Annotated in this window: 21 protein-coding genes; 8 read left to right on the forward strand and 13 right to left on the reverse strand. The window is 37.3% G+C overall.

The genetic code is table 11. The features are described from left to right. Positions 1–78: 78 nt before the first annotated feature. The 7 genes from C0W29_RS13480 to C0W29_RS13510 form a co-directional block, all read right to left on the reverse strand. On the reverse strand, positions 79–1,101 hold the full coding sequence (locus tag C0W29_RS13480; RefSeq protein ID WP_045044429.1) for a glycosyltransferase family 4 protein: 1,023 nt from the start codon (positions 1,099–1,101) through the stop codon (positions 79–81). Beyond that, positions 1,085–2,560 (reverse strand): sigma-54-dependent transcriptional regulator, encoded by a 1,476-nt coding sequence (locus C0W29_RS13485; protein WP_045044430.1) that lies wholly within the window; start codon positions 2,558–2,560, stop codon positions 1,085–1,087. Before C0W29_RS13485 ends, C0W29_RS13480 begins: the two co-directional genes overlap by 17 nt. 318 nt (positions 2,561–2,878) lie before the next feature. After that, complete coding sequence (locus C0W29_RS13490; protein ID WP_045044431.1) at positions 2,879–4,405, reverse strand: response regulator; 1,527 nt, start codon at positions 4,403–4,405, stop codon at positions 2,879–2,881. Between the two features lie 2 nt (positions 4,406–4,407). After that, positions 4,408–5,115 carry a CpsD/CapB family tyrosine-protein kinase gene (locus C0W29_RS13495; protein ID WP_045044432.1) on the reverse strand — a complete coding sequence of 236 codons (708 nt, stop codon included), beginning with the start codon at positions 5,113–5,115 and terminating at the stop codon, positions 4,408–4,410. Next, positions 5,115–7,229: an SLBB domain-containing protein gene (locus C0W29_RS13500; RefSeq protein WP_045044433.1), complete on the reverse strand. Its 2,115-nt coding sequence runs from the start codon at positions 7,227–7,229 to the stop codon at positions 5,115–5,117. Before C0W29_RS13500 ends, C0W29_RS13495 begins: the two co-directional genes overlap by 1 nt. Before the next feature lie 5 nt (positions 7,230–7,234). Continuing rightward, positions 7,235–8,074, reverse strand: a complete 840-nt coding sequence (locus tag C0W29_RS13505) for an OmpA family protein (protein WP_107174152.1) — start codon at positions 8,072–8,074, stop codon at positions 7,235–7,237. Between the two features lie 30 nt (positions 8,075–8,104). After that, on the reverse strand, positions 8,105–8,422 hold the full coding sequence (locus C0W29_RS13510) for an STAS domain-containing protein (protein ID WP_045042741.1): 318 nt from the start codon (positions 8,420–8,422) through the stop codon (positions 8,105–8,107). A gap of 483 nt (positions 8,423–8,905) precedes the next feature. On the opposite strand from C0W29_RS13510, the gene C0W29_RS13515 reads away from it, so the two are divergent. Together C0W29_RS13515 and lpxL are read left to right on the forward strand one after the other, a co-directional pair. Continuing rightward, a complete protein-coding gene (locus tag C0W29_RS13515) occupies positions 8,906–9,832 on the forward strand; it encodes an LpxL/LpxP family Kdo(2)-lipid IV(A) lauroyl/palmitoleoyl acyltransferase (protein ID WP_045042742.1) in 927 nt (308 codons plus the stop codon). 269 nt (positions 9,833–10,101) lie between these two features. Continuing rightward, positions 10,102–11,034 carry an LpxL/LpxP family Kdo(2)-lipid IV(A) lauroyl/palmitoleoyl acyltransferase gene (lpxL, locus tag C0W29_RS13520; RefSeq protein ID WP_045042743.1) on the forward strand — a complete coding sequence of 311 codons (933 nt, stop codon included), beginning with the start codon at positions 10,102–10,104 and terminating at the stop codon, positions 11,032–11,034. Positions 11,035–11,112: 78 nt separating this feature from the next. Here the strand turns inward: lpxL and C0W29_RS13525 are convergent, their stop codons facing one another. From C0W29_RS13525 to C0W29_RS13540, 4 genes are all read right to left on the reverse strand, one after another. After that, the gene (locus C0W29_RS13525; RefSeq protein WP_045042744.1) at positions 11,113–11,865 is read right to left on the reverse strand and encodes a DUF481 domain-containing protein; all 753 of its coding nucleotides are present in this window, start codon (positions 11,863–11,865) and stop codon (positions 11,113–11,115) included. A 205-nt stretch (positions 11,866–12,070) separates the two neighbouring features. Continuing rightward, the gene (locus C0W29_RS13530) at positions 12,071–13,363 is read right to left on the reverse strand and encodes a serine/threonine transporter (protein WP_065190845.1); all 1,293 of its coding nucleotides are present in this window, start codon (positions 13,361–13,363) and stop codon (positions 12,071–12,073) included. 536 nt (positions 13,364–13,899) lie between these two features. Continuing rightward, on the reverse strand, positions 13,900–14,382 hold the full coding sequence (locus tag C0W29_RS13535) for a YajQ family cyclic di-GMP-binding protein (RefSeq protein WP_036795011.1): 483 nt from the start codon (positions 14,380–14,382) through the stop codon (positions 13,900–13,902). A 137-nt stretch (positions 14,383–14,519) separates the two neighbouring features. Continuing rightward, the gene (locus tag C0W29_RS13540; protein WP_045042745.1) at positions 14,520–15,578 is read right to left on the reverse strand and encodes a 3-deoxy-7-phosphoheptulonate synthase; all 1,059 of its coding nucleotides are present in this window, start codon (positions 15,576–15,578) and stop codon (positions 14,520–14,522) included. Between the two features lie 318 nt (positions 15,579–15,896). On the opposite strand from C0W29_RS13540, the gene C0W29_RS13545 reads away from it, so the two are divergent. Beyond that, positions 15,897–16,802: a putative PEP-binding protein gene (locus C0W29_RS13545; protein ID WP_045042746.1), complete on the forward strand. Its 906-nt coding sequence runs from the start codon at positions 15,897–15,899 to the stop codon at positions 16,800–16,802. A gap of 38 nt (positions 16,803–16,840) precedes the next feature. Here the strand turns inward: C0W29_RS13545 and C0W29_RS13550 are convergent, their stop codons facing one another. Then, a complete protein-coding gene (locus tag C0W29_RS13550; RefSeq protein WP_045042747.1) occupies positions 16,841–17,878 on the reverse strand; it encodes an FUSC family protein in 1,038 nt (345 codons plus the stop codon). A gap of 99 nt (positions 17,879–17,977) precedes the next feature. Further along, positions 17,978–18,961: a catabolite repressor/activator gene (cra, locus tag C0W29_RS13555; protein WP_045042748.1), complete on the reverse strand. Its 984-nt coding sequence runs from the start codon at positions 18,959–18,961 to the stop codon at positions 17,978–17,980. A gap of 370 nt (positions 18,962–19,331) precedes the next feature. Here cra and fruB point away from each other — a divergent pair, with 370 nt between their 5' ends. From fruB to C0W29_RS21845, 5 genes are all read left to right on the forward strand, one after another. Continuing rightward, positions 19,332–20,450, forward strand: a complete 1,119-nt coding sequence (gene fruB, locus C0W29_RS13560) for a fused PTS fructose transporter subunit IIA/HPr protein (protein ID WP_045044434.1) — start codon at positions 19,332–19,334, stop codon at positions 20,448–20,450. Positions 20,451–20,499: 49 nt separating this feature from the next. After that, positions 20,500–21,444, forward strand: a complete 945-nt coding sequence (pfkB, locus tag C0W29_RS13565; RefSeq protein WP_036796411.1) for a 1-phosphofructokinase — start codon at positions 20,500–20,502, stop codon at positions 21,442–21,444. 51 nt (positions 21,445–21,495) lie between these two features. Next, positions 21,496–23,250 (forward strand): PTS fructose transporter subunit IIBC, encoded by a 1,755-nt coding sequence (fruA, locus tag C0W29_RS13570; protein ID WP_045044435.1) that lies wholly within the window; start codon positions 21,496–21,498, stop codon positions 23,248–23,250. A 480-nt stretch (positions 23,251–23,730) separates the two neighbouring features. Next, positions 23,731–24,354 carry a hypothetical protein gene (locus C0W29_RS13575; protein ID WP_045044436.1) on the forward strand — a complete coding sequence of 208 codons (624 nt, stop codon included), beginning with the start codon at positions 23,731–23,733 and terminating at the stop codon, positions 24,352–24,354. Between the two features lie 355 nt (positions 24,355–24,709). Further along, positions 24,710–24,898: a LysE family transporter gene (locus tag C0W29_RS21845; RefSeq protein ID WP_328588800.1), complete on the forward strand. Its 189-nt coding sequence runs from the start codon at positions 24,710–24,712 to the stop codon at positions 24,896–24,898. Positions 24,899–24,946: the final 48 nt, after the last annotated feature.

The following is a 24,946-nucleotide window of genomic DNA, read 5'->3' on the forward strand; positions in this document are numbered from 1 at the left end:
TGATTGAAAATAAACGATTTTAATTTATTTTTAGTATCCCCATATTGATAAATCTATATTCTTAAATTGAGAATACACTTAATGACTATAAGCGGTTAATAATTCAGGGATTACAGCGCGCGATGAATAAGATTGGATAATTGTATTTTGAGCCATTTTTTGTATTTTATCTCGCTGTGATTTTTGTAATTGAGACCAATGCAGGACAGCAGCGGCAAGGGATTGTGGTTCAATAATCCAACCATTAATATTGTGTTTAATAAGTTGATGTATATTACCGACAGCAGTAGCAATAACAGGGATCCCATGTCCCATCGCTTCAAGGGCTACCATTGGTAAGCCTTCATATCGGGAGCAAATAACTAATAGTCCAATATGGGACCATATATTATCCATAGATTGCTTTTGCCCATGAAATTTCAAGTTCAAGGGAGCGCGCTGCCGCAAGGTGAAAGCTAAAGGACCATCACCATAAATATGAAAATTGAACTGTGGTAAACATAGCGCGAGTTCTACAAATCGTTCCGGTGCTTTTTCGTGACTTAAGCGACCAACAAAAGCTATCTGTTTACCGTGGGAAAGGGGAAGATGATCGGTATTTATGAAATTGTTAATAATATTGGTTTTGAATGGAATCCGTTGTTTTATATCATCACTGACAGCGAAATTTGTGTGATTCAAACACGCACTCCATCGATCAATTGCATCATATAATTTCACCTTCCCTGTAGGTATTTCTCCAGCATGGAAGGTATTAATAAAACGAATATTGCATTGAGTACAAAATAGGATTAGACGTATTAATCGACAATAAATAGCAGCTTTGTAACCATGAGAATGAATAACGCTGGGGCGATGTTGCAAAGTGAGTTGCAGTAGTGATCGTATTGAGCCTGATAAAAAATGATAGTCAATTTTTGCGTGGTTAAGTAAATGGGTTAATGGATGTGTTTTATGGTAACGGCATAAAAAAACGATACTAACATGTTGATGATGAAGAGTTAAACCTTTAGCGAGTTGTAAAATATGTGACTCAATGCCACCAATATCTTTACTATCGACTATCAGCCAAATACGTAATGATTTAATCTGACTCTTCATAGGTATCCCAAATTTGTTTTTTCCTATATAAAGTTGATGGGCTTAGTTCAAGTAATACTGCTGCATTTAGGACATTTCCTTCGCAATAATCAATTGCATTTTCAATAACTTCACGTTCAATATCAGCCATTGGACGAATGAGGTTCGTATTAATAGTTTTTGTATCATCATTTTCGATATTTGGCGTAGCGGCGGTATGCAATGGTGGATCTAGGTTTGCTGGTGGCTTTATGGGGGTGACGTTATTTTGCTTCTCTTGTGGCTTTTCAGAGACTTTAGTGGAAGACGTTAATTTATTGAGTGGCTCAGGTAAATGTTCCATTAGTACATGGGTATCATTGTGGAGCACAACAATATTACGAATGATATTTTGTAATTGACGGACATTACCAGGCCAAGAATAATGACAGAGTTTTAGTTCGACATTACGTTTTATAGCTCTAAATTTTTTATTGTCTTCTTTTGCATATTTTTTCAAAAAGAAACGTGCAATATCAATAATATCGGTGTCTCGGTCTCGAAGTGGTGGCATTTTGATGGGAACAACATTAACTCGGTAATACAAATCTTCACGAAATCGTTTTTCATTAAGTTCAGTAAGAGGATCACGGTTAGTCGCGCAAATAATACGTAAATCGGTACTTATTTCTTTACTACCACCGAGGGGAGTGAAGCGGCCAGTTTGTAAGAAACGGAGTAATTTCTTTTGCATTTCTAGTTCCATTTCACACAATTCATCTAAAAAAAGAGTGCCCCCATTTGCTTGCATTGCGGCACCTTTTCGGTCAGTCGTTGCACCAGTGAAAGCCCCTTTTACATGGCCAAATATTTCACTTTCCATTAAATCGCGAGGAATTGCACCGCAGTTAATGGCAACAAACGGTTTATTATAACGTTGGCTTTTATAATGAATAGCTTCAGCGCAGACCTCTTTACCTGTGCCACTTTCACCTGAAATGAATACATTGGCATTGGTGGGAGCAACAGCGTCAATAATTTTGTATACTGCTTGCATTGGTAAACAAGATCCAATAAACCCTTGATATTTTTTGTAGTTAAACGTGTTTTGAATGTCTTCAACTAACATTTCAAGCTTATTATTTTTAAGGTGATTTTTAATTGAAGTTTTAAGGCGATCGGCTTGAATCGGTTTTTCTAAAAAATCATTTGCACCATTTTGAATGAGTGTAACAGCGATATCTATGGTGCCATGAGCTGTTGCAATAATCACTGCTGTTGGTATTTTTTGATCTCTAATCCATTGTAAAATCTCTTTACCTGATATATCAGGGAGTTTGAGATCTAGAATGATTAACTGGGGGGGATTCTTTACAATAAAATTTTTCGCATCCTCACCTGTTGTTACATGAAAGAACTCGTAAGGTTCATTCTTCACATACTGTTTATAAAGAATCGCTAATGATGTTGAGTCTTCTACTAAAAGTACTTTTTGTAGCATAATAACATCCTGTTTATAGAGAAGTTTAACAACTAATTTTTATTGGTTTTAGTCTTTTCCTAAGTTTATAAATATGAGCTATTAGCGACTGATTTTTTGAATAAATACATATATAAGTGATAGTTAATCGGTGATTAATTATCTTTATATAATAATCAATTCTAATCTTATCAGTAATTATAGTCGTATTTTTAAATGCTTGATGAATAATAATAAGACGAGTTAATTCTATGATTAGGTAGTAGGTATTAACCATAAATAGAAGGTAGTTAATGACGGAATAGTCTAAATATCACAATTAATTACCATAAAGTAGTGTCATTTTTTTTCAATTAGTAATAGTAATGCATCATCATTAGGAGGAGTACCTGCTAACGTATCAAAAACATGCATTATTTTCTCAAGTGCGATATTAAGTGGAAGGTTTGCTGTTATAAGTAAATGTTTTTTTATTGATAGCTCAAGTGTTTCACGTTCTGTTATGGTGTTACCAGACTCAAATAAGCCATCAGTTAATAGTACTAATCGTTCATTTTTGTTTAGGATTAGAGAGATATTTTGATATTCCGTGTGAGGTAATAATCCGGGTAATGTGCCTTCAGCTTTAATTGAATGTAATCTCTTGTGGTGAATGTGTATTGGGTAAGGGTGTCCAGCACCACTTAATTTAATCGTATTAGCGTTAATAAAACTGAGGCAGCAGCCAGTTAGCATTGTTTGGGATAGTAATTGATCTTTATAAGCATTATCGGATAATTTCGTGAGTAATTGAGCTGGTTGGGTTAGATCTGTATTTTGCATTAGCCCGCGAATATAGCCAATATATGCGTAAGAGAAGAATTTAGCACTTTCATCATGCCCCATAACATCTGCAAGTAATAATTGTGTGATGCCGTTATGACTCGTCGATAGGATAAAATCTCCGCCACCTCGCCCTGTGTTGCGTTGCTGGAAAGCCAGTCGCCAGTGATTTGAATTAAGGTTGACTTGTGGCAGCAGTGAGGCCGTGATTTTCTGATTAACCTGTTGAGAAAGGAAATGATAAACCTGATTAAAGCGCGTAAGAACACGATGTATTGAATTGAGTAACTGCTTTTTTTTAATGGGTTTTTTTAAATAATCATCAATACCTAAATCGACTGCATCATGAATTATGGCTTCATCTAATGAATGAGACAAAAAGATAAAAGGCGTTGAAGATGTTTTGATTTTTTCCAATTGTTGTCGTAATTCAATTCCGCTCATTTCTGGCATTTGAATATCTGAAATAATTAAGTCGACTTTTTCATTTTTTAGAAAAGTTAAGGCTTGTCTACCATTAGCTGCAATGCTCACGCTAAATTGTGGTTTTAGATACGCACAGTAAAGCTGAACTTGGGATGTATTATCTTCAACTAATAAAATATGAGGCTTAATACGATGTGTATCGCGTTCCCAAAGGATAGTGAAAAGGTTATAGGTGGGTTGAGACTGGTAAAACATTCCATCAGAAATATTATTAATTATATTTATACCATATCCACAGCCTTTTAATATATCCGTCTTCGTTCTGGCATCTATTATTGAACGATGCATGGTTGGATCCCATGTTTCTCCATTATCTTTAATAAGTAATAGCCATTTCTTTTTTGACTTTCTAAAGCTAACCGTAATATCACGACTTGGAGGCGTCGCATGAATAATAAGATTAGTACACCACTCAGAACAACATAATAAGCAGTGTTGTTTTACATTTGTCTTAATATCAAGATGATCAAGAATTTTAGATAATGATTGACGTAATACTCGTACTGATTCAAGTTTTGTTGGCTGGATGCTTTCAAATAGAAGAATGGAATCTGCCATTATTACACCAAAATAGATAGAAATCGGTTATTTTTAATAAACTTAATAAGTTTTGTCGATATTTTGTCAGGTAAAAAAGTACAGCGTTTAATTTCGCGACAAATTTCATTTTTAATATGTGGTTGAAATTGGTCATTAAATACAAGCCCAACTAGGTTTGCATTATGTGCCGCTAATTTATCTAGCGCCTCTTTGATTTCATTTTGTCGTGTTTGACCAGATAGAATGATAAGGATAGTACCATCACAGCAACTTGCAACTGTATGTGCTGGAATATTTTGTAGGGCAGATTGAGACAGTGGTGAGGTATCTATGATAATTTTATCAAATTCTAATAACCATGTTGCGATTGTTTTTTTCAAGTTTTGAGGCTGGCGTAATGCAATAATATGCGCTTTGTTTTTAATGATCGATGTCCCTAATAACCCCACTTTATTATGAGGATCATAGGTTAAATAATCATTTGTTTGATTGTTAGAGTATGGGTTTTTTATAAACTGCGTTAAAGGAATTAAACTTGGATTTTGAAAATTAAGATCGACTAATAGGGTACGATAACCTGCTAATAAATGACGTTCAGTAATCGCTTGCGCTAGTGAAGTAACGCCTTCTTTGGGATTGCTAGATGTAATGCATATTGAGTGATAGTTCTGTTGCTCTAGGAACAAAAAAATATCTTCAATTTCCATCTGGTATGACGGGATTTTCATTACAAAGATCCAATCAAAGCCAGTGTTGCAAGTACTTGGAATATATCTTGGATACCAAGACGAACATTTGCCAGAATACTTTCATCTTTAGTTGGTACATAAACGGTGTCTCCAGCTCTTAATACAGGTAGCATTTTATAATCGCCTGTGCGGCTAAATTTGATAAGATCAAAGGTCCGTGCTTGCCCTTGATGACGCGAGTTATTAATAACACTGATTTTTTCAGGGTAAGCATTATCGGTCGTACCGCCAGCCTTAGCTAAGATATCTAATATGGTCATAGAATCATGAAAGCGATAACGTCCTGGTTTATGAACTGCACCCAACATGCGAATAGTTGTTTCATTAGTTTCATCTATCCATATACGTTTTTTTTCTGGAATATAAATTGAGTCACCGGTTTTCACTATCGGGAGTAATGATTCATCACCGGTTTCAAAATAAAGTGCTAGGTCTAATTTAGATACTTTTGAATATTTTTGGTTTCGGTGCGTGACACGAATATTATGCAGATCAGCATCGATTGTCGGTCCATCGGCAGCAGCAAGAATATCTAAAAAATGGAGATTATTAGTAAAGCGATAACGACCTCCAGAATTAACTTGTCCAAAGATATAAATAGAACTGTCTGATGTTTGACGTACCCATTGTGATTTATTATCCGTTGGATCGAGGGGTAAATCTCGAATTCTGATTGTTGCGCCAGCTCTAATGATAGGGAGAGAAGACTCAGGCCTTCCTTCTAACATAAAAGTATCAAGGTTAAATGTATAAACAAGGTTTTTTCCGTTAGCGTCAGGAGTAACAACTTCGATGTTGGCGGTATCTGCTCGTACCGTTGGACCACCGACATGGGCTAATAAATCGAGGAAGGACATTTCATCAGACCATTCTATTCGTCCTGGATCTTCGACTTCACCGAAGACACGTACAGCACGATGAGGTGCTATTTTTAACCATGATTTCTCATTCATATCTGTTTTTTCAGGAACAAAAATAGCATCGCCAGATTCAATTAATGGTGGTGCTTGATAATTAGTTCCTTCGGTATACCCAGAGAGGTCAAAATTAATGACTTCACCATGGGATTTTATGATTCGGATTTGCCGTGATTCTGCAAACCGAGTGGGGCCGCCTGCATTGGCAAGAATGCCCATAAAAGTAGCTCCTTTTTTACCTTCGTATGCACCAGGACTAGCTACCTCACCCATGACATAGACGATATTGGCACCAAATTTAATCTCTTCTTGTTGCTTAGGAATAAAAATAGTTGAACCTGGATACAGCTTGGGTAGTAAAGTTTCGTCACCTGAATCTAAGTATTTTTTTAGGTTAAAAGTTCGTGGTTCATTATTAGAAATAACTCTGATTTGCTCAACAGTCGCATAACGAGTTACCCCCCCTGCACGCATTAAAACATGCACGATAGTGGCATCCTCTTTATAAGAAAACGTACCAGGGTCGTGAACTTCACCAAAGACTTTGACAGCGTTTTTATCATCAGCAGCATCACCAGCTTGTGCTAATTTGGCGGTATCAAATTCTTGTTCAATATTACCAATCATTGCTGATGCTGGAATAAACAGGGTATCGAGAGACTGCAGGGTCGGTAATTTTGATAGATCACCGGAGTCTAAAAACGATTTATAATTAAATGTTGTTATTGTGTCACCACGACGTAGTTGTAAGCGATTGAGTTGTGCGCCTGGCCGTAATCCTCCGGCTGCATAAAGTGCCAGTTGTACCGAATCAGTATCAGCAATAATATATTCGCCAGGTTGATTAACATAACCTTGAATATTAATAATCAGTTGCCGTTTACTGATAAAAACTCTTAAGTGATTAAGATCCTGCATCACGGTTTTTAAGCTCATAGTAATAATCGTGACCATTTGTTGTTCTGTTTTCCCAGCAACGGTTAAAGGGCCTATTTCAGGTAGGGTGACTTGCCCTTGTTTATCCACTTGAAACGTTGCATTGAGTGATTCTTCTCCAGGTAAAATAATAGTTATAATGTCACCAACACGAACCGTATTTTCTGATTCAGCATAGGCAAAATGACCGGTTAACAGAAGGTAATAACAAGAGAATATAATCAGCCTAAATAAACGCATTGTATTTACCTCCAAGAGAAGTCATCAAGCATGAGAGGTTGATTTATATGCATTAATTCAATAGTGACTCGACGATTACTCAAATGCTCGCGTGCTTGTGGTGTAGAAAAAGAAGGGGGTTGAGAGTCTATTGAATCAATATGAATACGGTTAGGGTTGAGTCCAAAAATACTGAGATAGCGTTGTATTTGTTCGGCGCGTTGACGAGCAAGCTGACTGGCAGGTATATCGGCTGAAAACGAATCGCTATGACCTGTTATTAGTATTTTGTAATTATCGTTTTTTGCAAGTAATTGCGAGGCAACAGATAAATTAACAATGTATTTAGGATCAAGCTCTGATGAGTTAAAAATAAATTGATCAGCTTTATTGAGCAGATTATATATCTTTTTGGTGAAGACAATATTGTTTGTATCAGTGTCGCTGTCTATTGGGGGTTGGCAGATTTTTTGTTTTTTTGCGTAGTTTGTTTGTTGCTCCAATCGCTGTAATAAATTTCGTTGAATAATAAGACTGTTGGTGGCATCTATCTCTAATCCACCAACAAGCTCACTCGCTATTCTAGATTCATTTTGTTGAGCTTGGAGTACTGTGGCAGGAAAACACCATTGTGATTTATTCATGATTAATTCATCAAGATGACGGGCGACAAGTTCCCATTCAAATCGTAAACCATCTTCAGGGCCTAATGGTTGTAGATGCTCTAATATTGTCGATCGAGTGTTTAAATAATTATTAGTGCCTCCACCACGACCAGGTTCAGCAAAAGTAGTACAACCTGGCGTAAAAAATAAGCTAAGTATTAGAATTAACCCTAAGTTATGCTTCAGTTTTCTGAGTTCCATATCGTGATCATCTCCATTATACAATGAGTGCTATTCACGGCTTTCGTTTACAGGTATAGCATTCTCAATTCGTAGTAGTTTTAGTAATGACAGTGGTTGTCCATGAGCATTTTTTATCCGCATACTATGCTGTTTTTCTGTTAGTCTTTTATAGAGATAGACTAAAGCCCCAATCCCAGATGAATCTAAAAAAGCGACATTTTCCATATCTACGTCTATATGTGGATGTGGTTTGCTAATTACATCGTCAATGGTTGATTGTATATTTTGACATCCAGCTGCATCCATATCACCACTGATAGATAACACGATCGTATCGTCATTTATCTCTAATTGACGTAATTCCATATTTGACACCTAATTAAGTAATGTTGAGGTTATTAACAAATTAGCAGTAATTGTGCCAATAATATTATTCTTATAATTCAGTGCCTTGAGTGTTTTCGTCAGAGCGATAAAACTAAAAAATATAATTTCTATATTTGCAATGCAGTCTGATAGTTAATCTATTTTGGCATAACAGCTGATTTATTTACTGTGGATTAAGTAATAACAGTGACGATATGTCGATAACAGGTAGCATAAAAAATAGAGATGAATAGAAAGGGTTAATTGATATGTCATTAGTTAGGAATAATGTTAAATAAAAAATAATAACGTATTGTTATATATTGGTGTTTTTCATTTTTAGTCACTAAAGTATAGATTATGCTAATTTTGACAATAAAAAACGTAGTTTTGCTTTTTACTCGAGTGCGAAAGGACTATTATAACGGCTTCTAACTATCATGTTTTTTAGTAAATCATTAAAACCCAAGGCTATAATATCGTATGAGTTCTAAGCATATTCCTGTTTTTTCTTATTCATTGCTGCATCCTCGCTATTGGGGAACGTTAATGTTGATAGCATTAATGTATCTTCTTAGTTTATTGCCTTATCGTGTACAGTTTTTCTTGGGCCAACGTATCGGCCGCTTAGCGATTAAGCTAATGAAAAACCGTCGTCATGTAATTTATCGTAATCTAGAACTATGTTTCCCATCAATGAGTGAAAGTGAACGAGATAATTTAGTTAAAGAAAATATTGATAATACAGGGTTAGCATTATTTGAAACGGGTATGGCATGGTTTTGGTCTGATGCACGAGTGTGTCGTCACGTCACGATTAAGGGTATGGAATATATTGAACAATTAGAGCGTGAAGGCAAAGGAGCATTAATGGTTGCTGTGCATTCAATGAATCTTGAGCTTGGTGCTCGTGCTTTTGGTATTAAAAAGTCGGGTATGGGGGTTTATCGTCCCAATAACAATCCGTGTTTTGACTACTTTCAATATAAAGGTCGTTCACGTTCTAATCGCACCCTTATTGATCGAAAGGATGTTAAGGGTATGTTACGCGCACTAAAGTCAGGCGAACGAGTATGGTATGCTCCTGATCATGATTATGGTGTACGTCGTTCAGTATTTGCTCCTTTATTTGCGGTTGAGCAAGCATGTACAACAACGGGTACGAGCTTATTAGTCGATGCGACTCATTGCGCGGTAGTGCCATTTACTATGGTACGTGATAACGATTCTGGCCATTATACATTAACGGTATGTCAGCCTGTTGATGGCTTTCCTAATAAAGATCCAGAAGCCGCTGCTGTTTTTATTAATAAGATAGTTGAACAATCAATTATGGCCGCACCTAGTCAATATATGTGGCTTCATCGTCGCTTTAAAAATCGCCCAGAAGGGCAGCCAAGCCTTTATTAATTAACGTTATATTATCAATACAATCAAGCTCACTTTTTTAAGTGGGCTTTTTTATTGTGCTCTGATTCAGTGATTAAATTTTGTTTATTAACGTAATAATAACTAACCTTAATCACCGCTGTATAATGACGATTGCCGTATGGTATTCGCTTGCATTTAATAAACTATTTCACCTAATATAATAATAACATTAGTCAGATGAATACTTCGAAGGCGTTGTTTATTGTCAACACTTTGAAGATATTAACAGAGGAACCCTGTATTTTGTTATGAGTAAATTTACTGAGCCAACATTTATTAAATCATTATTACATCCTCGTTACTGGTTGGTATTGATGTTAATGGGAGTAATGTATCTGCTTAGTTGGTTACCATATTTCATCCAATTTCGATTAGGACAAGGTGTCGGTCGATTAGCTATGAAGGTTATGTCTAGTCGCCGTGAAACGATTAAGCAAAATATAGAATTGTGTTTTCCTTCTTTATCTGTAGATGAGCAGCAACAGTTAATTTCACAGAATATGGATAACACTGGATTAGCATTGTTTGAAACTGCGATGGCGTGGTTTTGGCCTGATATTCGAGTGGAAAGACATGTTGATGTTGAGGGGCTAGAGTATGTTGAGCAAATACAGCAGCAAGGAAAAGGTATTCTATTAATAGCAGTGCATTCTCTGAATTTAGAGTTAGGTGCGCGTGCTTTTGGTTTGAAAAAACCTGGCGTCGGTGTATATAGACCAAATAATAACCCTTGTTTTGATTATTTCCAGTTTAAAGGTCGTGTACGCTCAAATAAATATATGCTTGATCGTAAAAATGTTAAAGGCATGCTTAAGGGGTTAAAAGACGGAGAAATCTTATGGTACGCTCCCGATCAGGATTATGGTCGTGGCCGTAATTCAACCTTTGCACCATTATTTTCGGTAAAAGATGCTTGTACGACAACGGGGACCAGTTTATTGATTGATGCATCTGGCGCTGTTCCATTGCCTTTTGCGATGATCCGCAATAGTAATAGTGGTAAATATACGTTAAAGATATTTCCACCGTTAACTGAATTTCCACATAAAGAGCCTCATGATGCTGCTGTTTATATTAATAAAGCAGTAGAGCATTCAATTATGGCAGCACCTAGCCAATATATGTGGCTGCATCGGCGCTTTAAAACTCGCCCCGAGGGTGAACAAAGCTTATATTATTAGTTAATATATTAATAATAGCGCTACTCTATATAGGAAAAAACCGAGTATTAATATCTCGGTTTTTTTATACGTAGCTAATTAGAAATCATAGGTTAAGCTGACAGTGCTATAGATTTCGGAATGACTTTTATCGGAAGCTACTTCAGTGTTATAGATATATTTAGAATCGAGTAATAATGAAACATTACCAATAAGTTTGTTTTTAATATATCCATCAATAGAATAATTAGTATTTGAAACACCGTAGTCAATACCACTATTTGCACCGACTGATAATGTGGGAGTAATGTGTTTTTCCGCATTTACAAATGCATTGGCAATGATATTGCGCTCAACTTGATTAGGATGATCGGGATCATTTAGTTGGCGTTTGCTGTAACGAAAACCAGGACCACCGCCGATCGTTAATTTAGTCGTCTTTGTATCATAAATTTTATAACCTAAACCTGTTGCAATAATATATTCATGACGATAGGTTTCAAATTGGTCATGATTATATTCATTACGTAAGTAAGTAAATTTATGTGCATTAATCATATAGCGGGTATCTAACGCAATGCTATATTTATTGACACCATCTTCTTCTTTTGTTGAATCAGTGTAATAAGAACTAAATTTAAGTTTGTTACTCCAATCTTCTGTGCTGTGCTTCAACGAGGCGGCAGAATTCATCGACATCGAAGTATTTGTCGTTTTAGAGTAAATGAAACCTAACTTTGCCGTGCCTTTAAAATCAGAAGAAGACTCTTCAATTGGTTGATTATCTATGTTTGTGGCGTAGGCGGCGTGGCAAAATAAAGTTGTAATGGGTACTAACAGTAATGCTTTCATTGTTTAGCCGTCGAATGTAATTTGAGGCACAATGTAAGCAATATAGCAGTATAAAATGTCATGGTACTGTATGGTTGCTGTAAAGTGCTTGTGATGATGTTTAATGGGGGTGATGACAGGTGACTAAAAATATTTATAACTATTTGGTTTAAATAAAAAAGGCTAGTGGTTAGTTAGCCTTTTCTATAGTTTGTATAATTATTATTTACTGTATTAGTGAATAAAAAATAGCAGAGATAGACATTAAACCAATAATAGTTACGAATACATTACTGATAGCCCCTGAATATTTTTTCATAGCGGGTACTTTTTTTATTGCATACATTGGCATAATAAATAACAACATTGCAATAATTGGTCCGCCTAAGTTTTCAATCATGCCTAAAATACTTGGGTTGAGTGTTGCAACAGTCCAAGTGGTAATAAGCATAAATAAGGCAGTGAAACGATTAAGCGCTTTGTCTGAAATAGTTTTATTCTTATCACGTGCGACTTTGTGAATGATGCCATTTAAACCTTCACTTGCACCTAAATAGTGACCTAAGAAAGATTTTGTTATCGCGATAATTGCAACAATCGGTGCGGCATAAGCGATAACGGGTGTATCAAAATGGTTTGCAAGGTAAGTCAGAATAGAAGCATTTTGTGCTTTAGCCTCTATAAGATCGGCTGGTGTTAAGCTTAATACACAGCTACACACAAAAAACATCACGGTAATAACCATCATAATATGAGCGCGTAATAAAATACGTGAGCCTTGACGCTCAGCATTAACGCCATATTCTTTTTCTTTAGCAACCGCAAATGAAGAGATAACAGGTGAATGGTTAAAAGAAAATACCATTACAGGTAGGATTAACCATACAGCCATCATTACGGTATTAGTACTACCACCTTGAGGAATGATGTCAGTGAAAATAGCACCGTTCCAGTGGGGGACAAGGTATAACGCAAGCATCAGTAATACAGCAACAAAAGGGAAGACTAAAATGCTCATCGCTTTTACGATCAGTTGCTCACCTAAACGAACGATTGCCATTAATGCAATAATTAGGATTAATGCCAAAATTGCACGTGCTGGTGGCTCGATACCTAATTGAAACTTCATGAAGCTTTCAACGGTATTGGTTAAAGCCACGCTATAAACTAATAAAATAGGATAGATAGCAAAGAAATACAGCAGGGTAATAATTTTACCCATATTTTTACCAAAGTGTTCTTCAACCACATCAGTGATATCAGCACCAGGATTAGCACTAGATAATACAAAACGCATCATTGCTCTGTGAGCAAAAAATGTCATTGGTAATGCTAAAATCATCATGACGATGAGTGGGATTAAGCCACCAACCCCAGCATTGATAGGTAAAAATAAAGTGCCAGCACCAACTGCTGTGCCATATAAACCGAGCATCCATACGGTATCACTTTTACTCCAGCCGAGCTTTTGGGTATTTTCGGTTGTTGTTGCAGTTGTTTTTTGTTGTGCGGTGCCCATTATGGACATCTCCTCTATTTTATTTTCAGTCAATGTGTACTGAATAAGTTGAGTCACACAACAAGCGAATAAATACTTACAACAATAATTGTTGTAAAAAGTGAACGTTCCATGATCGTAATAAGCATATCCATGCTAGTTATCGTTGTTGTTGCTCTTTATCCTATTATGTTAGCAACAGAGAATGAAAAATAATTAACCATTATTGAAGTGGGTGAATTATAGGGTATAAGCATGCTACGCAACAATTTTTGCAATTAAAAAAAATTTGTTTGCTTAAAAAGTATTCTTGGTTGTAATTGGGGTGTTAATGGTGTTGTGTTGCGGTTTTTTGAATGGTTTCAGATGAGGAGTTATTGTTTATTTAATGTGTTATTTTATATTTGTATGACGTATTTCAATGTAACAGTAAAGTATAAATTTAATAGTAACAGTTTAAATGTTATCATTATTTTTAAAGTTACTCAAAAATAGTTGAATATTTAAATCAAAAAAAAGGAAGCGATGATACGCTTCCCTTATGATATTAATAGTGATTAATCACGAAAATTATCAAATTGGAATGGTTGACCAAGATCTTGCGCACGAACTAGCGCCATAGTCGCTTGTAAATCATCACGCTTTTTAGCTGTTACACGTAATTTTTCACCTTGAATAGCCACTTGAACTTTTAATTTGGCGTCTTTAATCGCCTTAACCAGTTTTTTAGCATTAGTGGTTTCTACACCTTGCTTAAATTCAATGTTCTGTGATGCTGTTTTACCTGAGAAGTTTATTGCTTTACGCTCAAGAGCATTGGCATCAACACCGCGTTTAGCAAGATTACCACGTAAAATCGCCACAATCTGATCGAGTTGAAATTCTGATTCTGAGGTGATTTTTACGATTTCTTTGTTTAATTCTACGCTGGCTTCAACACCACGAAAATCAAAACGAGTGCTAATTTCTCGGATTGAATTATCTACCGCATTTTTGATTTCTACGGTATCGACTTCGGAAATAATATCAAAACATGGCATGTTATTGGCCTCTAATCTGAATGTGGGAAATATATCCCGTTATAAATTAACGCGTACATTATACCGTTAATTGAATATGAGGAAAGGAGCAACAATGTATTGAAGCTCCTTTATTGTATTAAGATGTTAAGATGAAATTACGCGTTGGCGTCTTTAACGGCATCAGCAAGCATATTAAGCATCACTAGTGTATCACCCCAATCGATACATGGGTCTGTAATCGATTTACCATAAACCAGTTCAGTTTCTTTACCGCTAATTACTGTCTGGTTACCTTCTTCAATAAAGCTTTCGGCCATAATGCCAGCAATAGACTGACTGCCATTACGAATTTGCTCACAAATTTCAGCTGTAACATCAAGTTGGCGTTTATGTTGCTTTTGGCAATTACCGTGACTGAAATCAACGATTAACTTAGGCGTTAACTTAAATTCAGTTAAAGTAGCGCAAGCCGTCGCAATATCTTGTGGGTGGTAATTGGGCATTTTACCACCACGAAGAATAATGTGACCGTATGGATTACCAGAGGTGCGGTAAATCGTCATTTGACCATTTTTATCTGGTGAACAAAACAAATGTGATGCGTGTGTGGCTCGAATAGCATCAATAGCAATTTTAATATTGCCATCAGTACCATTTTTAAAGCCAACAGGGCACGACAACGCCGAGGCCATTTCACGGTGAATCTGAGATTCTGTGGTACGGGCACCAATGGCACCCCATGTGATCAGGTCAGCAATATATTGGCCAGTGATCATATCTAAAAACTCAGTCGCTGTTGGTAGTCCTAACGCGTTAATATCAATTAATAGTTTACGCGCTTTATGCAAACCAGCAGCAAGGTCAAGGCTACCATCTAAATGAGGATCTGAGACTAGACCTTTCCAACCTACAACGGTACGCGGCTTTTCAAAATAAGTACGCATAACGATAAAAAGTTGGTCTTTATATGTTTCTTGTACAGCAACAAGGCGTTTCGCATAATCAATAGCAGCATCGGTGTCATGAATTGAACATGGACCTACGATCACCAATAGACGTGAATCTTTCCCTGATAGGATCGCTTCAACTTGCTTACGTGCGTTATCAACATGCGCAGCAATAGCATCTGTCATTGGTGAGGCTGTTTCTACTTCTGCTGGTGTCGGCATTCGGCCGAGACTCATTGTGCGAAGTTCATCTGTTTTCATTGGCATAATAGTTTGCCTACCTTGGTATCTCTGTAATAACCCCGTTAAGATAGCCCAAATCAGTGTTGGAATAAACCAAACTTGTGATAACAAATAGGTTTTTAGCAAGTAACTATAGATATTGATAGCTGAAATGGCGATTTTGCATCCAATTATTAATATTCATAAACCTAGTCGCATATGTCAATGATGTTGAATAATTGTTATTAAATAATGTTTTGTTCTTGCTTGAAAATTGAACACGCAGTAAGGTCAATAAATAGTTATTTAATGGATTGATATTTATAAGCATCAGTCTCTTTAACACGGACGTATAGGTGGTGTATGACAACACAAACAGAATTAACGCTTACAACAACAACCGTATTGCGCAATACGCAACAATTAGCGACGATCTGCCATCAAGGGATAGGATTGGTATCATTAGATGATCTCATTGCAACCGCAATTGGTATTCATCCATTAGTTTTTACTCAACAAAGCGCTTTATCAGAATTAACTCAGCAAACATTGCAACAAAAAATAGCTGATCAATATGGACAGCAATCCGTTGCTTTAGCTGAATATTATGTCGCTATGTTGACAGAGTTATTAGTGTCAGCGGCAAGGCAACAAGGGGCTTCGCCATTAAAAGTGCAATTGGTGGGCGCTGATTCTGGCACTCGACATCAATTATTAGGTGCGGAATTAGAAATTGCAGAAGTGAATCCTCAATTAGGGTTACGCGGTGCCAGTTTTTGTGCTGATGTAAATTACAGACCGAGTTTTGCGCTGCAATGTGAAGCGATTAAGCGTGCCCGTGCTGCCGCAGGCGGAGAACAGATTGAATTAGTGGTGCCGTTTGTACGTACATTCAGTGAAGCCGCAACCATGATTGATTTGTTGGCTGAGCAGGGGTTATGCCGCGGTGCTAATGGCCTGAAAGTACATATGCTGTGTTCTGTACCTGCAAATGCATTATTAGCTGACACCTTTATTCATTACTTTGATGGTTTTGTGGTAGATGTTGAGCAACTGGCACAATTGGCATTAGGGCAAGATTTTTCTAATCCACATCTTACTTACCGAGTTGATACCCAAAATGATGCAGTGGTGCAGCTATTAAAAATGTTATTCGCCACGGTGAGTAATACCTCTAAAGATTGTGATATTTATTATAATAAGATTACTCAATCACCACGTTTACAACGATGGTTGATTGATAATGAAGTAACGACTGTCATTTGCTGATAATACAAACCAGCCGTTATTGTGCTAATAGCGCTGGTTTATTTTTGATTGAGGATCCGCAATTGAAGAATAAGTGCATCGAGTTGACAGATAAACTGGCGGGTTAGCCAAAAATAGCCATAAATGCCTAAAGCGTTGGCTGTATCATCAGGCGATATTTCTTCGGCCATTGTTGATAGAAGTTCAATATTGGGTAACTCATCGATATTGACTAAATGACTATGATTAACCGATGCCAACTCTAATTGATTTAAAATAGTAATAATATGTTGTTGATACTGCTTTAGATCTGTCTGGGCTAATAATTGACGACGGCTAATATCTGAACTCCAGTGGGTTTCAATTAATTGCTCTGTAACACTAATTAATGTGCGTTGTATAGTAATAATGGTTCGATAATGGCCTGCTAATTTGTGTCTTTCTTTTTGCACGTTAGGTAATAGGATTATCATTTTCATATGGCGTTCTAATACTTCACGTTTCATCGAATTAAGTTGTTTAATACTGAGCATATGAGCTGAAGCGTGAGCTTGATAAAGCTGACGTAATGCGCGTAAATTTTGATTAAACAGTGTATTCCAACTGGTTACAGCACGAATAGGTAATAACAATGAAAAGGCAATCGCAATTAAACTACCAATTAAAATATTAGCCACGCGCCATAGCGCTACACTCACTTCTAAAGCGGTATCACCCTGATAAGAAACTATAATTAGCGTCATTACGGCTAAAAAGAAGAAATAAATATTTTTTCCATAAGATTTTAGTGACAGTAAAAAGACCCATGCCAGCATCCACACTGGAATCAGATAATTAAGCTGGTGGGGGAATAAAACCGTTAATAGTCCTAATAAAGCGCCTAATAAAGTACCGCCAATGCGTTGAAAACCTTTATAAACAATAGCTCCAGCATAAGGTTGCATCATAACGACGACTACGGTAACAGGCCCCCACATCGAATGCGGTACATGCACAATAGAATAAAAAGCGAGTGTAAAAGCAATAGCCAATGTTACCCGTAAAGCATGAGAGAATTGTGCATGCGATATTAATAATGCTTTAAGACGTAAATACATGGCGTAGCCTATAGCTATTTAATAAAAGAATATAAACATGAGTTATCTCGTATTTTTCCATTATTGTTATTATTCCGCAATAGAATAATAGCAACAGTGTTAGCGATGAATAACTTGGCGCGGGATCACCTCGATATTTGGCTCATAAGTCCCTTTTATTGCATTTAACGCAAGTGTTAACGCATGTTCAGCAATAAGCTCAAATTGTTGTGGTAATGATTGTATTTTATTAGGCAAAAAATCGAGCAGACGATTATCACCAAAAGTTGCTAAACAAGTGGTACTCATCAATTGAGGATTTTTAAGTAAGCAATCAAGTACGCCTTCAAATAAAGTATAAGACGTGGCTAAAATAGCATCAGGAAAACAGTCATTATCAATCCATTGTTGAACAATTTGTTGGCCGTTTTGCTGACTAAAATGTTCGCCATATTCAATGAGAGTTGTGATGGCGTTGGGATGACGATCTATAGCAGCGATAAAGCCTTGCTGACGTTCTTTAGATACCCCGAGTTCCGCTACAGCACCAACTAAGCCAATGCTATTGATCGGTTGAGTTAGTAGTGATTGGGTTAGCTGATAAGCACCTTCTAAATCTTCGCTAATGATTGATATAAAAAACTCATCATCTAACGCACGGTCTATAGCAATAACGGGTACACCATTAGCTTGAATTTTACGATAAAAATCATTATCGGCAGCTAATGCACTGGCCACAATTAACGCATCAATGCGGCGACTAAGCAGAATATCAGCAACCTTCATTTCAGTTTCAGGATCATCATCAGAACAAGAGATGATCATCTGATATCCAGCTTTACGCGCATTACGTTCAAGTAGCTTAGCGATTTTTGCGTAACTGGTGTTTTCTAAATCAGGAATAATGAGCCCAAGAGAATAGCTATTGCCGATACGAAGAGATGTCGCGGCATGATCGGGACGGTAATTATGTTGTTCAACAATTGCCATTACCTTATGTTGGGTTTTTTCGCTGATACGGTATTGTTTAGCTTTACCATTAATAACGTAACTAGCTGTAGTACGAGAAACCCCTGCAAGTTTTGCAATATCATCCAATGTCATGGTGTTTATCCGTTGTTTATTAATATAAAGGGAAGCTTAAAATTTGTTAATTAGGCTGTTCATTATTTAACTGAATCTAATTTTGTGCGCTTGATCATATATTCATATGGCGTATGCTTAACAACGTTTGCAATTCTAGCTGAAACGATTCAGTATGCAAGCTGAAAGGTTTCAGCAGAAATTAAATGTGCATTTATTGGGTTTAGAATGTTGTGTTAGCATAACATTTTTATTTTCCCCAGTGCTGAAACGATTCAGCTATTGATAAGAAAAGATTCCTATTGAAAACAGATAGGGCTTATCAATAGTTAATTAATGAATAGCACCATAAATAGCGATGATCTCACAGAGCATTGAATCGGAGAGTTAAATGTTATCACTGTCTAAAAATGATATTGCGATGCAACAAATCGCATCCAACAAACAAGACGCAATCAAATCGTTGGCAGCTGATCTTGAAGCAACAGGGTTAGTACAGACAGGGTATGTCAACGGCATGCTTGCTCGTGAACAACAAAATTCAACCTATCTTGGTAATGGTATTGCGATCCCTCACGGTACAACTGAAACCCGAGATTTAGTCAATCATACTGGCGTTAAAATTCATCATTTTCCGCAAGGTGTGCCATGGGGCAATGATCAAACAGCTTACATTGCGATTGGCATTGCGGCTAAATCAGACGAACATTTAGGTATTTTGAAACAGTTAACCAAAGTGTTATCAGCTGACGGTATCGAAGACAAACTACGCCATTGTGAATCAGAGCAAGCTATCATTGCGTTACTTAATGGTGATGAACAGCAAGAAGCTGAATGTAACCCTGAACTTATTTTGAAGCAGTTTCCCGCACTAGATTTATTACAATTAACGGCAGTTGCCGCAGGGTTAATTAAATACCAAGGCTTTGCTGATACAGCTACCGTCACTGATGCGATAAGTCAGGGTCCGACTTATTTAGGCCAAGGCTTGTGGTTAGTGAGAAGTAATAAGCAGGTTAAGCGTACTGCGATTGCTATTGTGACGCCTCAAGTACCTTTTGAAGAATTAGGTCATCCCGTTGCCGGTATGATTATGGTTGCGGCTAATAATAACGCTCATAAAGCTAACCTTGAGTATTTAACGAACTTGATCTACCAAGGGAAAGTTAGCCAATGGTTAGCATCATCAGCTGTTGAAATGGTAACCGCATTGACGCAAGTGAGTTTAGAGGGGCATCAAGCTACATTCGCAATTCGTAACCCTCATGGTTTACATGCTCGTCCAGGCGCAATGCTAGTTAATACGACCAAAAAATTCGATGCAGATATTCAAGTGGTTAATGTTACTAGTGGTAGTAAACCTGTTAATGCCAAAAGTTTAATGAAAGTCATTGGGCTGGGTGTGAAATGTGGTAATGAACTGCAATTTACTGCGCAAGGTAGTGATGCTGAAGCGGCCTTAACCGCTATTGGTCAGGCGATTGCTGATGGTTTAGGTGAGAAATTATAAAAGGACAGTACTGATGACGATTTCAACCAATAATTCAGAGACAAACAACATGCAACAAGTGCTAAAACCGAAAGTCGTGACTGTCACACTTAATCCTGCATTAGACCTAACCGGAAGCTTACAGACCATTTCGCTAGGCACTGTCAATGTGGTTGAACAAGGTAATCTACATCCTGCCGGCAAAGGTGTTAACGTCGCTAAAGTATTAGCAGAGCTTGGTGCTGATGTTACCGTGACTGGTTTGTTAGGTGCTGATAACCAAGAACCTTTTTGCCAACTGTTTGAGAAAATGGGCGCGACGGATAAATTTGTACGTGTCGCTGGTGCGAGTCGTATTAACGTTAAATTGGTTGAGAAAAACGGTCAAGTTAGTGACATTAATTTCCCAGGGGTTGCGGTTACAGCAGCCAATATTTTAGCGTTTGAAAAAACATTATTTGAGTTAGCGACAACCCATGATGTATTTGTGATAGCGGGGAGTTTACCGCAAGGGATCACTCCAGAAATGTGTGCTAATTGGTTAGAAAAATTACATCAATTAGGCAAGAAGGTGTTATTTGATAGCAGCAAGTCAGCATTAGATGCAGGCTTAGATGCTCATCCATGGTTAGTTAAACCTAATGATGAAGAGTTAGCCGAGTGGGCAGGACAAGTATTTGAAACCCCACAACAATGCATGGCTATTGCTGAAAAAATTGCAGCGAAAGGCATTACTAATGTCGTGGTATCACTGGGTGCGAAGGGTGTGATGTGGCTAAACCATGAAGGTTGGTTACAGGCTCAACCACCGAAAATGGACGTTGTCAGTACTGTTGGTGCAGGCGATACCCTTGTTGCTGGTTTGTGTTGGGGTGAGATCAATCAATGGTCAAAAACGCAGTCACTACAATTTGCTACTGCATTATCGGCTGTGGCTGTTACCCAAGTGGGTGTTGGCGTTGATGATATCAATAAAGTAAACAACATCGCTCAACAAGTCATTTTAACTCAATAACTTAATCGCATAATAATAAGAACGTGAAGCGATATTGACCAAGGTGTAAATATGAAAATTGCATTAGTAACAGCTTGTCCTAGCGGCATTGCAACCACCATTATAGCTGCAGGATTATTAGAAAAAGCCGCAGCAGAATTACAATGGCAAGCAAGTATAGAGTGCCAAACATCACTTAATAGTACTAAGATTTTGACACAACAGCAGATCGATGATGCTGAGATGATCATTATCGCAGCGAGTACAGCGGTTGATACTACTCGTTTTGTAGGTAAAAAAGTTTATCAAGCTGATATCACTGCTTGTTTTGAAGCGCCAAAAGTATGGTTAGCTGATGCTGTAACCCATGCACAATTATTAACAGAAGCAAGTGCGCCGTCTGTTACTGATGCAACTGACAATGCAGTTAAAAAGATTGTAGCTATTACTGCTTGTCCAACAGGGGTTGCTCATACCTTTATGGCGGCTGAAGCGTTGACAGAAGAAGGTCAACGTCAAGGTTATGACATTAAAGTTGAAACCCGTGGTTCTGTTGGGGCTAAAAATCAATTAACTGATGCTGAAATTGCGGCTGCAGATTTAGTTATTATTGCTGCTGATATTGAAGTCGATTTAGCACGTTTTAATGGTAAAAAACTTTATAAAACCAGTACTGGTTTAGCATTAAAGAAAACTAAATCAGAGCTTGAAAAAGCCTTTGCAACGGCTGCGGTATATAATCATTCCGGTAATACCAACGCACAAAATACAGATGCTAAAACAGAAAAAGCAGGCCCATATAAACATCTAATGACAGGTGTGTCTTACATGTTACCATTAGTCGTGGCTGGTGGTTTATCTATTGCATTATCTTTTGTCTTCGGTATCGAAGCCTTTAAACAAGAGGGTACGTTAGCCGCAGCATTAATGACCATTGGTGGTGGTTCTGCATTTGCGTTAATGGTGCCTGTATTGGCAGGTTTCATTGCGTTCTCAATTGCAGATCGTCCTGGTTTAGCGCCAGGTTTAATTGGCGGTATGTTAGCAAGTTCTACGGGCGCAGGTTTCTTAGGCGGTATCGTTGCTGGTTTCCTCGCTGGTTACTGTGCTAAGTTCTTAGTTGAAAAGATCAAATTGCCACAATCAATGGAAGCGTTAAAGCCGATTTTGATTGTGCCATTACTGGCGAGTTTAGTAACCGGTTTGGTCATGATCTACATTGTTGGTGGCCCAGTATCAGCAGCGATGGCAGGTTTAACCACCTTCTTAAATAACATGGGTTCAGCTAACGCAGTATTACTGGGCATTATCCTTGGTTGTATGATGTGTTTCGACTTAGGTGGTCCAGTAAACAAAGCGGCTTATACTTTTGGTGTTGGTCTATTAGCTTCGCAAACTTATGCGCCAATGGCAGCAGTTATGGCAGCAGGTATGGTACCAGCAATGGGCATGGGCTTAGCGACATTCCTTGCAAAACGTAAGTTCTCTAACAGTGAGAATGAAGCGGGTAAAGCTGCATTTGTACTAGGTATGTGTTTTATCTCTGAAGGTGCGATTCCATTTGCAGCTCGCGATCCAATGCGTGTTATTCCAAGCTGTATGATTGGTGGTGCATTAACGGGTGCATTATCAATGTTGTTTGGCGCAAAACTTATGGCACCACACGGCGGCTTGTTTGTATTGCTCATTCCAAACGCAATTTCACCAGCGTTACTTTACTTAGTTGCTATTGCAGCGGGTACGATAGTAACAGGCGTATTGTATGCATTCTTAAAGCGTCCTGAAGAAGGCTCTATTGCCGCTCAAACGGTAGCTGCTAAAGCTTAATTAACAGCTACAAATTATTAATTAAAAGCCGACTTAATTGTCGGCTTTTTTATGGGGAAAGGGAGGGAATAGGTTATAAGGGACGAGGGAGTAACAAGAGGGCATTAAAATTCCAAACAGTGAATACAAAACCCATCCGTCATTCCCTACAGTGAGGTTACGAACGCCGATAGGGAATCTAATTACAGCACGTTGAATCGTTATTATTTTTGCGAGATGTATTTCTTTATGTATATAAGAAAGATAGACGCCATATCGTACCTTTTATACTGTTAATACATACAGAAATTAGTATTAGTAAAAAAGTGGCAACTAAAAGGCAGATGCTCGATTTTGTGACTTCTATCGGGTAACCAATGTAATAATGCTTTTGATGTATAATGCTTTTTTATAATGACGAATGAAATACGGGCGCAGGTTCAAAGAACAAATTCGGGCAAGTTGTTAATATAATAAGTTGTTATGTATCAGGAGAACTTGATGAGTATCGAAGAAAATCTATTTAAGACGGAAGAAGAAAAAGAGATGGCTGCCGGTATCGTTAAGTCATTCATTAAATCTGTAATTGGATATGGTGGCGTCGATATAAAAGGTTTATCGGATGAGGAAGCGTCCGTTAAAATAAAAGAGTACTTAGAGGAATTTCTTAACTCTGAACAAGAGATTAATATGATTATTGATCATAAAGACAGCTTGTTGGAAGAAGCTAGGAGATTAGTCTCAGAAAATAAAACAGACTTAGCTTTAGTGACGTATGCGACTTGGTGGGAACATTGGATTAATGGTGTCTTAGAGTCAAAACTGTACCGCAAGGAAATTACGGGCAAAGAGTTTAAGCAGGTTATTACTTCTCTCAACAATCGCGCAAAAACATCCTGGTTTCTCAAACTCATTGAGTTACCACCATTTGATAAGACACATTTAGAAGTGATGACTAAGCTAGCAGAAAAGCGTAATAGCTTTGTCCACTATAAATACCCAGTGGATATCGGTGAAAGCGAGAACCTAACAGAGTTTTTTGAACAAGTAGAAAATTCGATTCTTTATTTCATAGACTACGAATATATCCATATATTCCAATCTAAGCCAGACTTTGACTTCTGATACATAACAAACTGTTGAAGAGTGATTCGCAACGCGTGGCATTTTTACTATGCGTTGGTTTTAGTGATTAAGGTGGTATGCGGAAGCCTCGGTATTGCGTAGCTCACACCTTAACAGGGCGTTATGCACTAGTGTTTTTCGATATCAGAGGTGTAAATTGGAATTACTTTTTAATAATTACTTATCAGAATTTATTGCAGTTTTATCTATTACTGTTTTGACTATTATTATCCCTGGACCAGACTTTTTCATCGTTGTCCGTAATAGTCTAGCTTACACAAGACGTTCCGGTATTTTTACTACCCTAGGTATCTCTTTTGCAGTTTAGATCCGTGTTATATACACTCTTGCAGGTATCGGACTTATTTTGTCCAACTCTATTGTTTTGTTCACTATTGTAAAATATTTAAGGGCTGCTTATTTAATGTATTTAGGTTGGCAGTGCTTAAAAAGAAAACCTTTAAACTCTAAACAATATATTAAGCAAGAGATAAAAATTTCAGATTATTCTTATTTCAAGATGGGGTTATTAATAACGCGTTAAATCCTAAAGCAACTTTGTTCTTTCTGAGTTTATTTACTCAAGTTGTAA

The sequence above is a fragment of the Photobacterium kishitanii genome, assembly GCF_003026355.1.
In the GTDB taxonomy this organism is placed as follows: domain Bacteria; phylum Pseudomonadota; class Gammaproteobacteria; order Enterobacterales; family Vibrionaceae; genus Photobacterium; species Photobacterium kishitanii.

What these genes read in the sequence shown, in the direction of transcription:
- C0W29_RS13540 (WP_045042745.1), bottom strand. Translation starts at nt 15,578, where the DNA reads ATGCCAATGAAAACAGATGAACTTCGCACAATGAGTCTCGGCCGAATG.
- C0W29_RS13505 (WP_107174152.1), bottom strand. Translation starts at nt 8,074, where the DNA reads ATGGAACTCAGAAAACTGAAGCATAACTTAGGGTTAATTCTAATACTT.
- pfkB (WP_036796411.1), top strand. Translation starts at nt 20,500, where the DNA reads ATGCAACAAGTGCTAAAACCGAAAGTCGTGACTGTCACACTTAATCCT.
- C0W29_RS13485 (WP_045044430.1), bottom strand. Translation starts at nt 2,560, where the DNA reads ATGCTACAAAAAGTACTTTTAGTAGAAGACTCAACATCATTAGCGATT.
- fruB (WP_045044434.1), top strand. Translation starts at nt 19,332, where the DNA reads ATGTTATCACTGTCTAAAAATGATATTGCGATGCAACAAATCGCATCC.
- lpxL (WP_045042743.1), top strand. Translation starts at nt 10,102, where the DNA reads ATGAGTAAATTTACTGAGCCAACATTTATTAAATCATTATTACATCCT.
- C0W29_RS13495 (WP_045044432.1), bottom strand. Translation starts at nt 5,115, where the DNA reads ATGAAAATCCCGTCATACCAGATGGAAATTGAAGATATTTTTTTGTTC.
- cra (WP_045042748.1), bottom strand. Translation starts at nt 18,961, where the DNA reads ATGACATTGGATGATATTGCAAAACTTGCAGGGGTTTCTCGTACTACA.
- C0W29_RS13535 (WP_036795011.1), bottom strand. Translation starts at nt 14,382, where the DNA reads ATGCCATGTTTTGATATTATTTCCGAAGTCGATACCGTAGAAATCAAA.
- C0W29_RS13515 (WP_045042742.1), top strand. Translation starts at nt 8,906, where the DNA reads ATGAGTTCTAAGCATATTCCTGTTTTTTCTTATTCATTGCTGCATCCT.
- C0W29_RS13500 (WP_045044433.1), bottom strand. Translation starts at nt 7,229, where the DNA reads ATGCGTTTATTTAGGCTGATTATATTCTCTTGTTATTACCTTCTGTTA.
- C0W29_RS13575 (WP_045044436.1), top strand. Translation starts at nt 23,731, where the DNA reads ATGAGTATCGAAGAAAATCTATTTAAGACGGAAGAAGAAAAAGAGATG.
- fruA (WP_045044435.1), top strand. Translation starts at nt 21,496, where the DNA reads ATGAAAATTGCATTAGTAACAGCTTGTCCTAGCGGCATTGCAACCACC.
- C0W29_RS13480 (WP_045044429.1), bottom strand. Translation starts at nt 1,101, where the DNA reads ATGAAGAGTCAGATTAAATCATTACGTATTTGGCTGATAGTCGATAGT.
- C0W29_RS13490 (WP_045044431.1), bottom strand. Translation starts at nt 4,405, where the DNA reads ATGGCAGATTCCATTCTTCTATTTGAAAGCATCCAGCCAACAAAACTT.
- C0W29_RS13510 (WP_045042741.1), bottom strand. Translation starts at nt 8,422, where the DNA reads ATGGAATTACGTCAATTAGAGATAAATGACGATACGATCGTGTTATCT.
- C0W29_RS13530 (WP_065190845.1), bottom strand. Translation starts at nt 13,363, where the DNA reads ATGGGCACCGCACAACAAAAAACAACTGCAACAACAACCGAAAATACC.
- C0W29_RS13525 (WP_045042744.1), bottom strand. Translation starts at nt 11,865, where the DNA reads ATGAAAGCATTACTGTTAGTACCCATTACAACTTTATTTTGCCACGCC.
- C0W29_RS13545 (WP_045042746.1), top strand. Translation starts at nt 15,897, where the DNA reads ATGACAACACAAACAGAATTAACGCTTACAACAACAACCGTATTGCGC.
- C0W29_RS13550 (WP_045042747.1), bottom strand. Translation starts at nt 17,878, where the DNA reads ATGTATTTACGTCTTAAAGCATTATTAATATCGCATGCACAATTCTCT.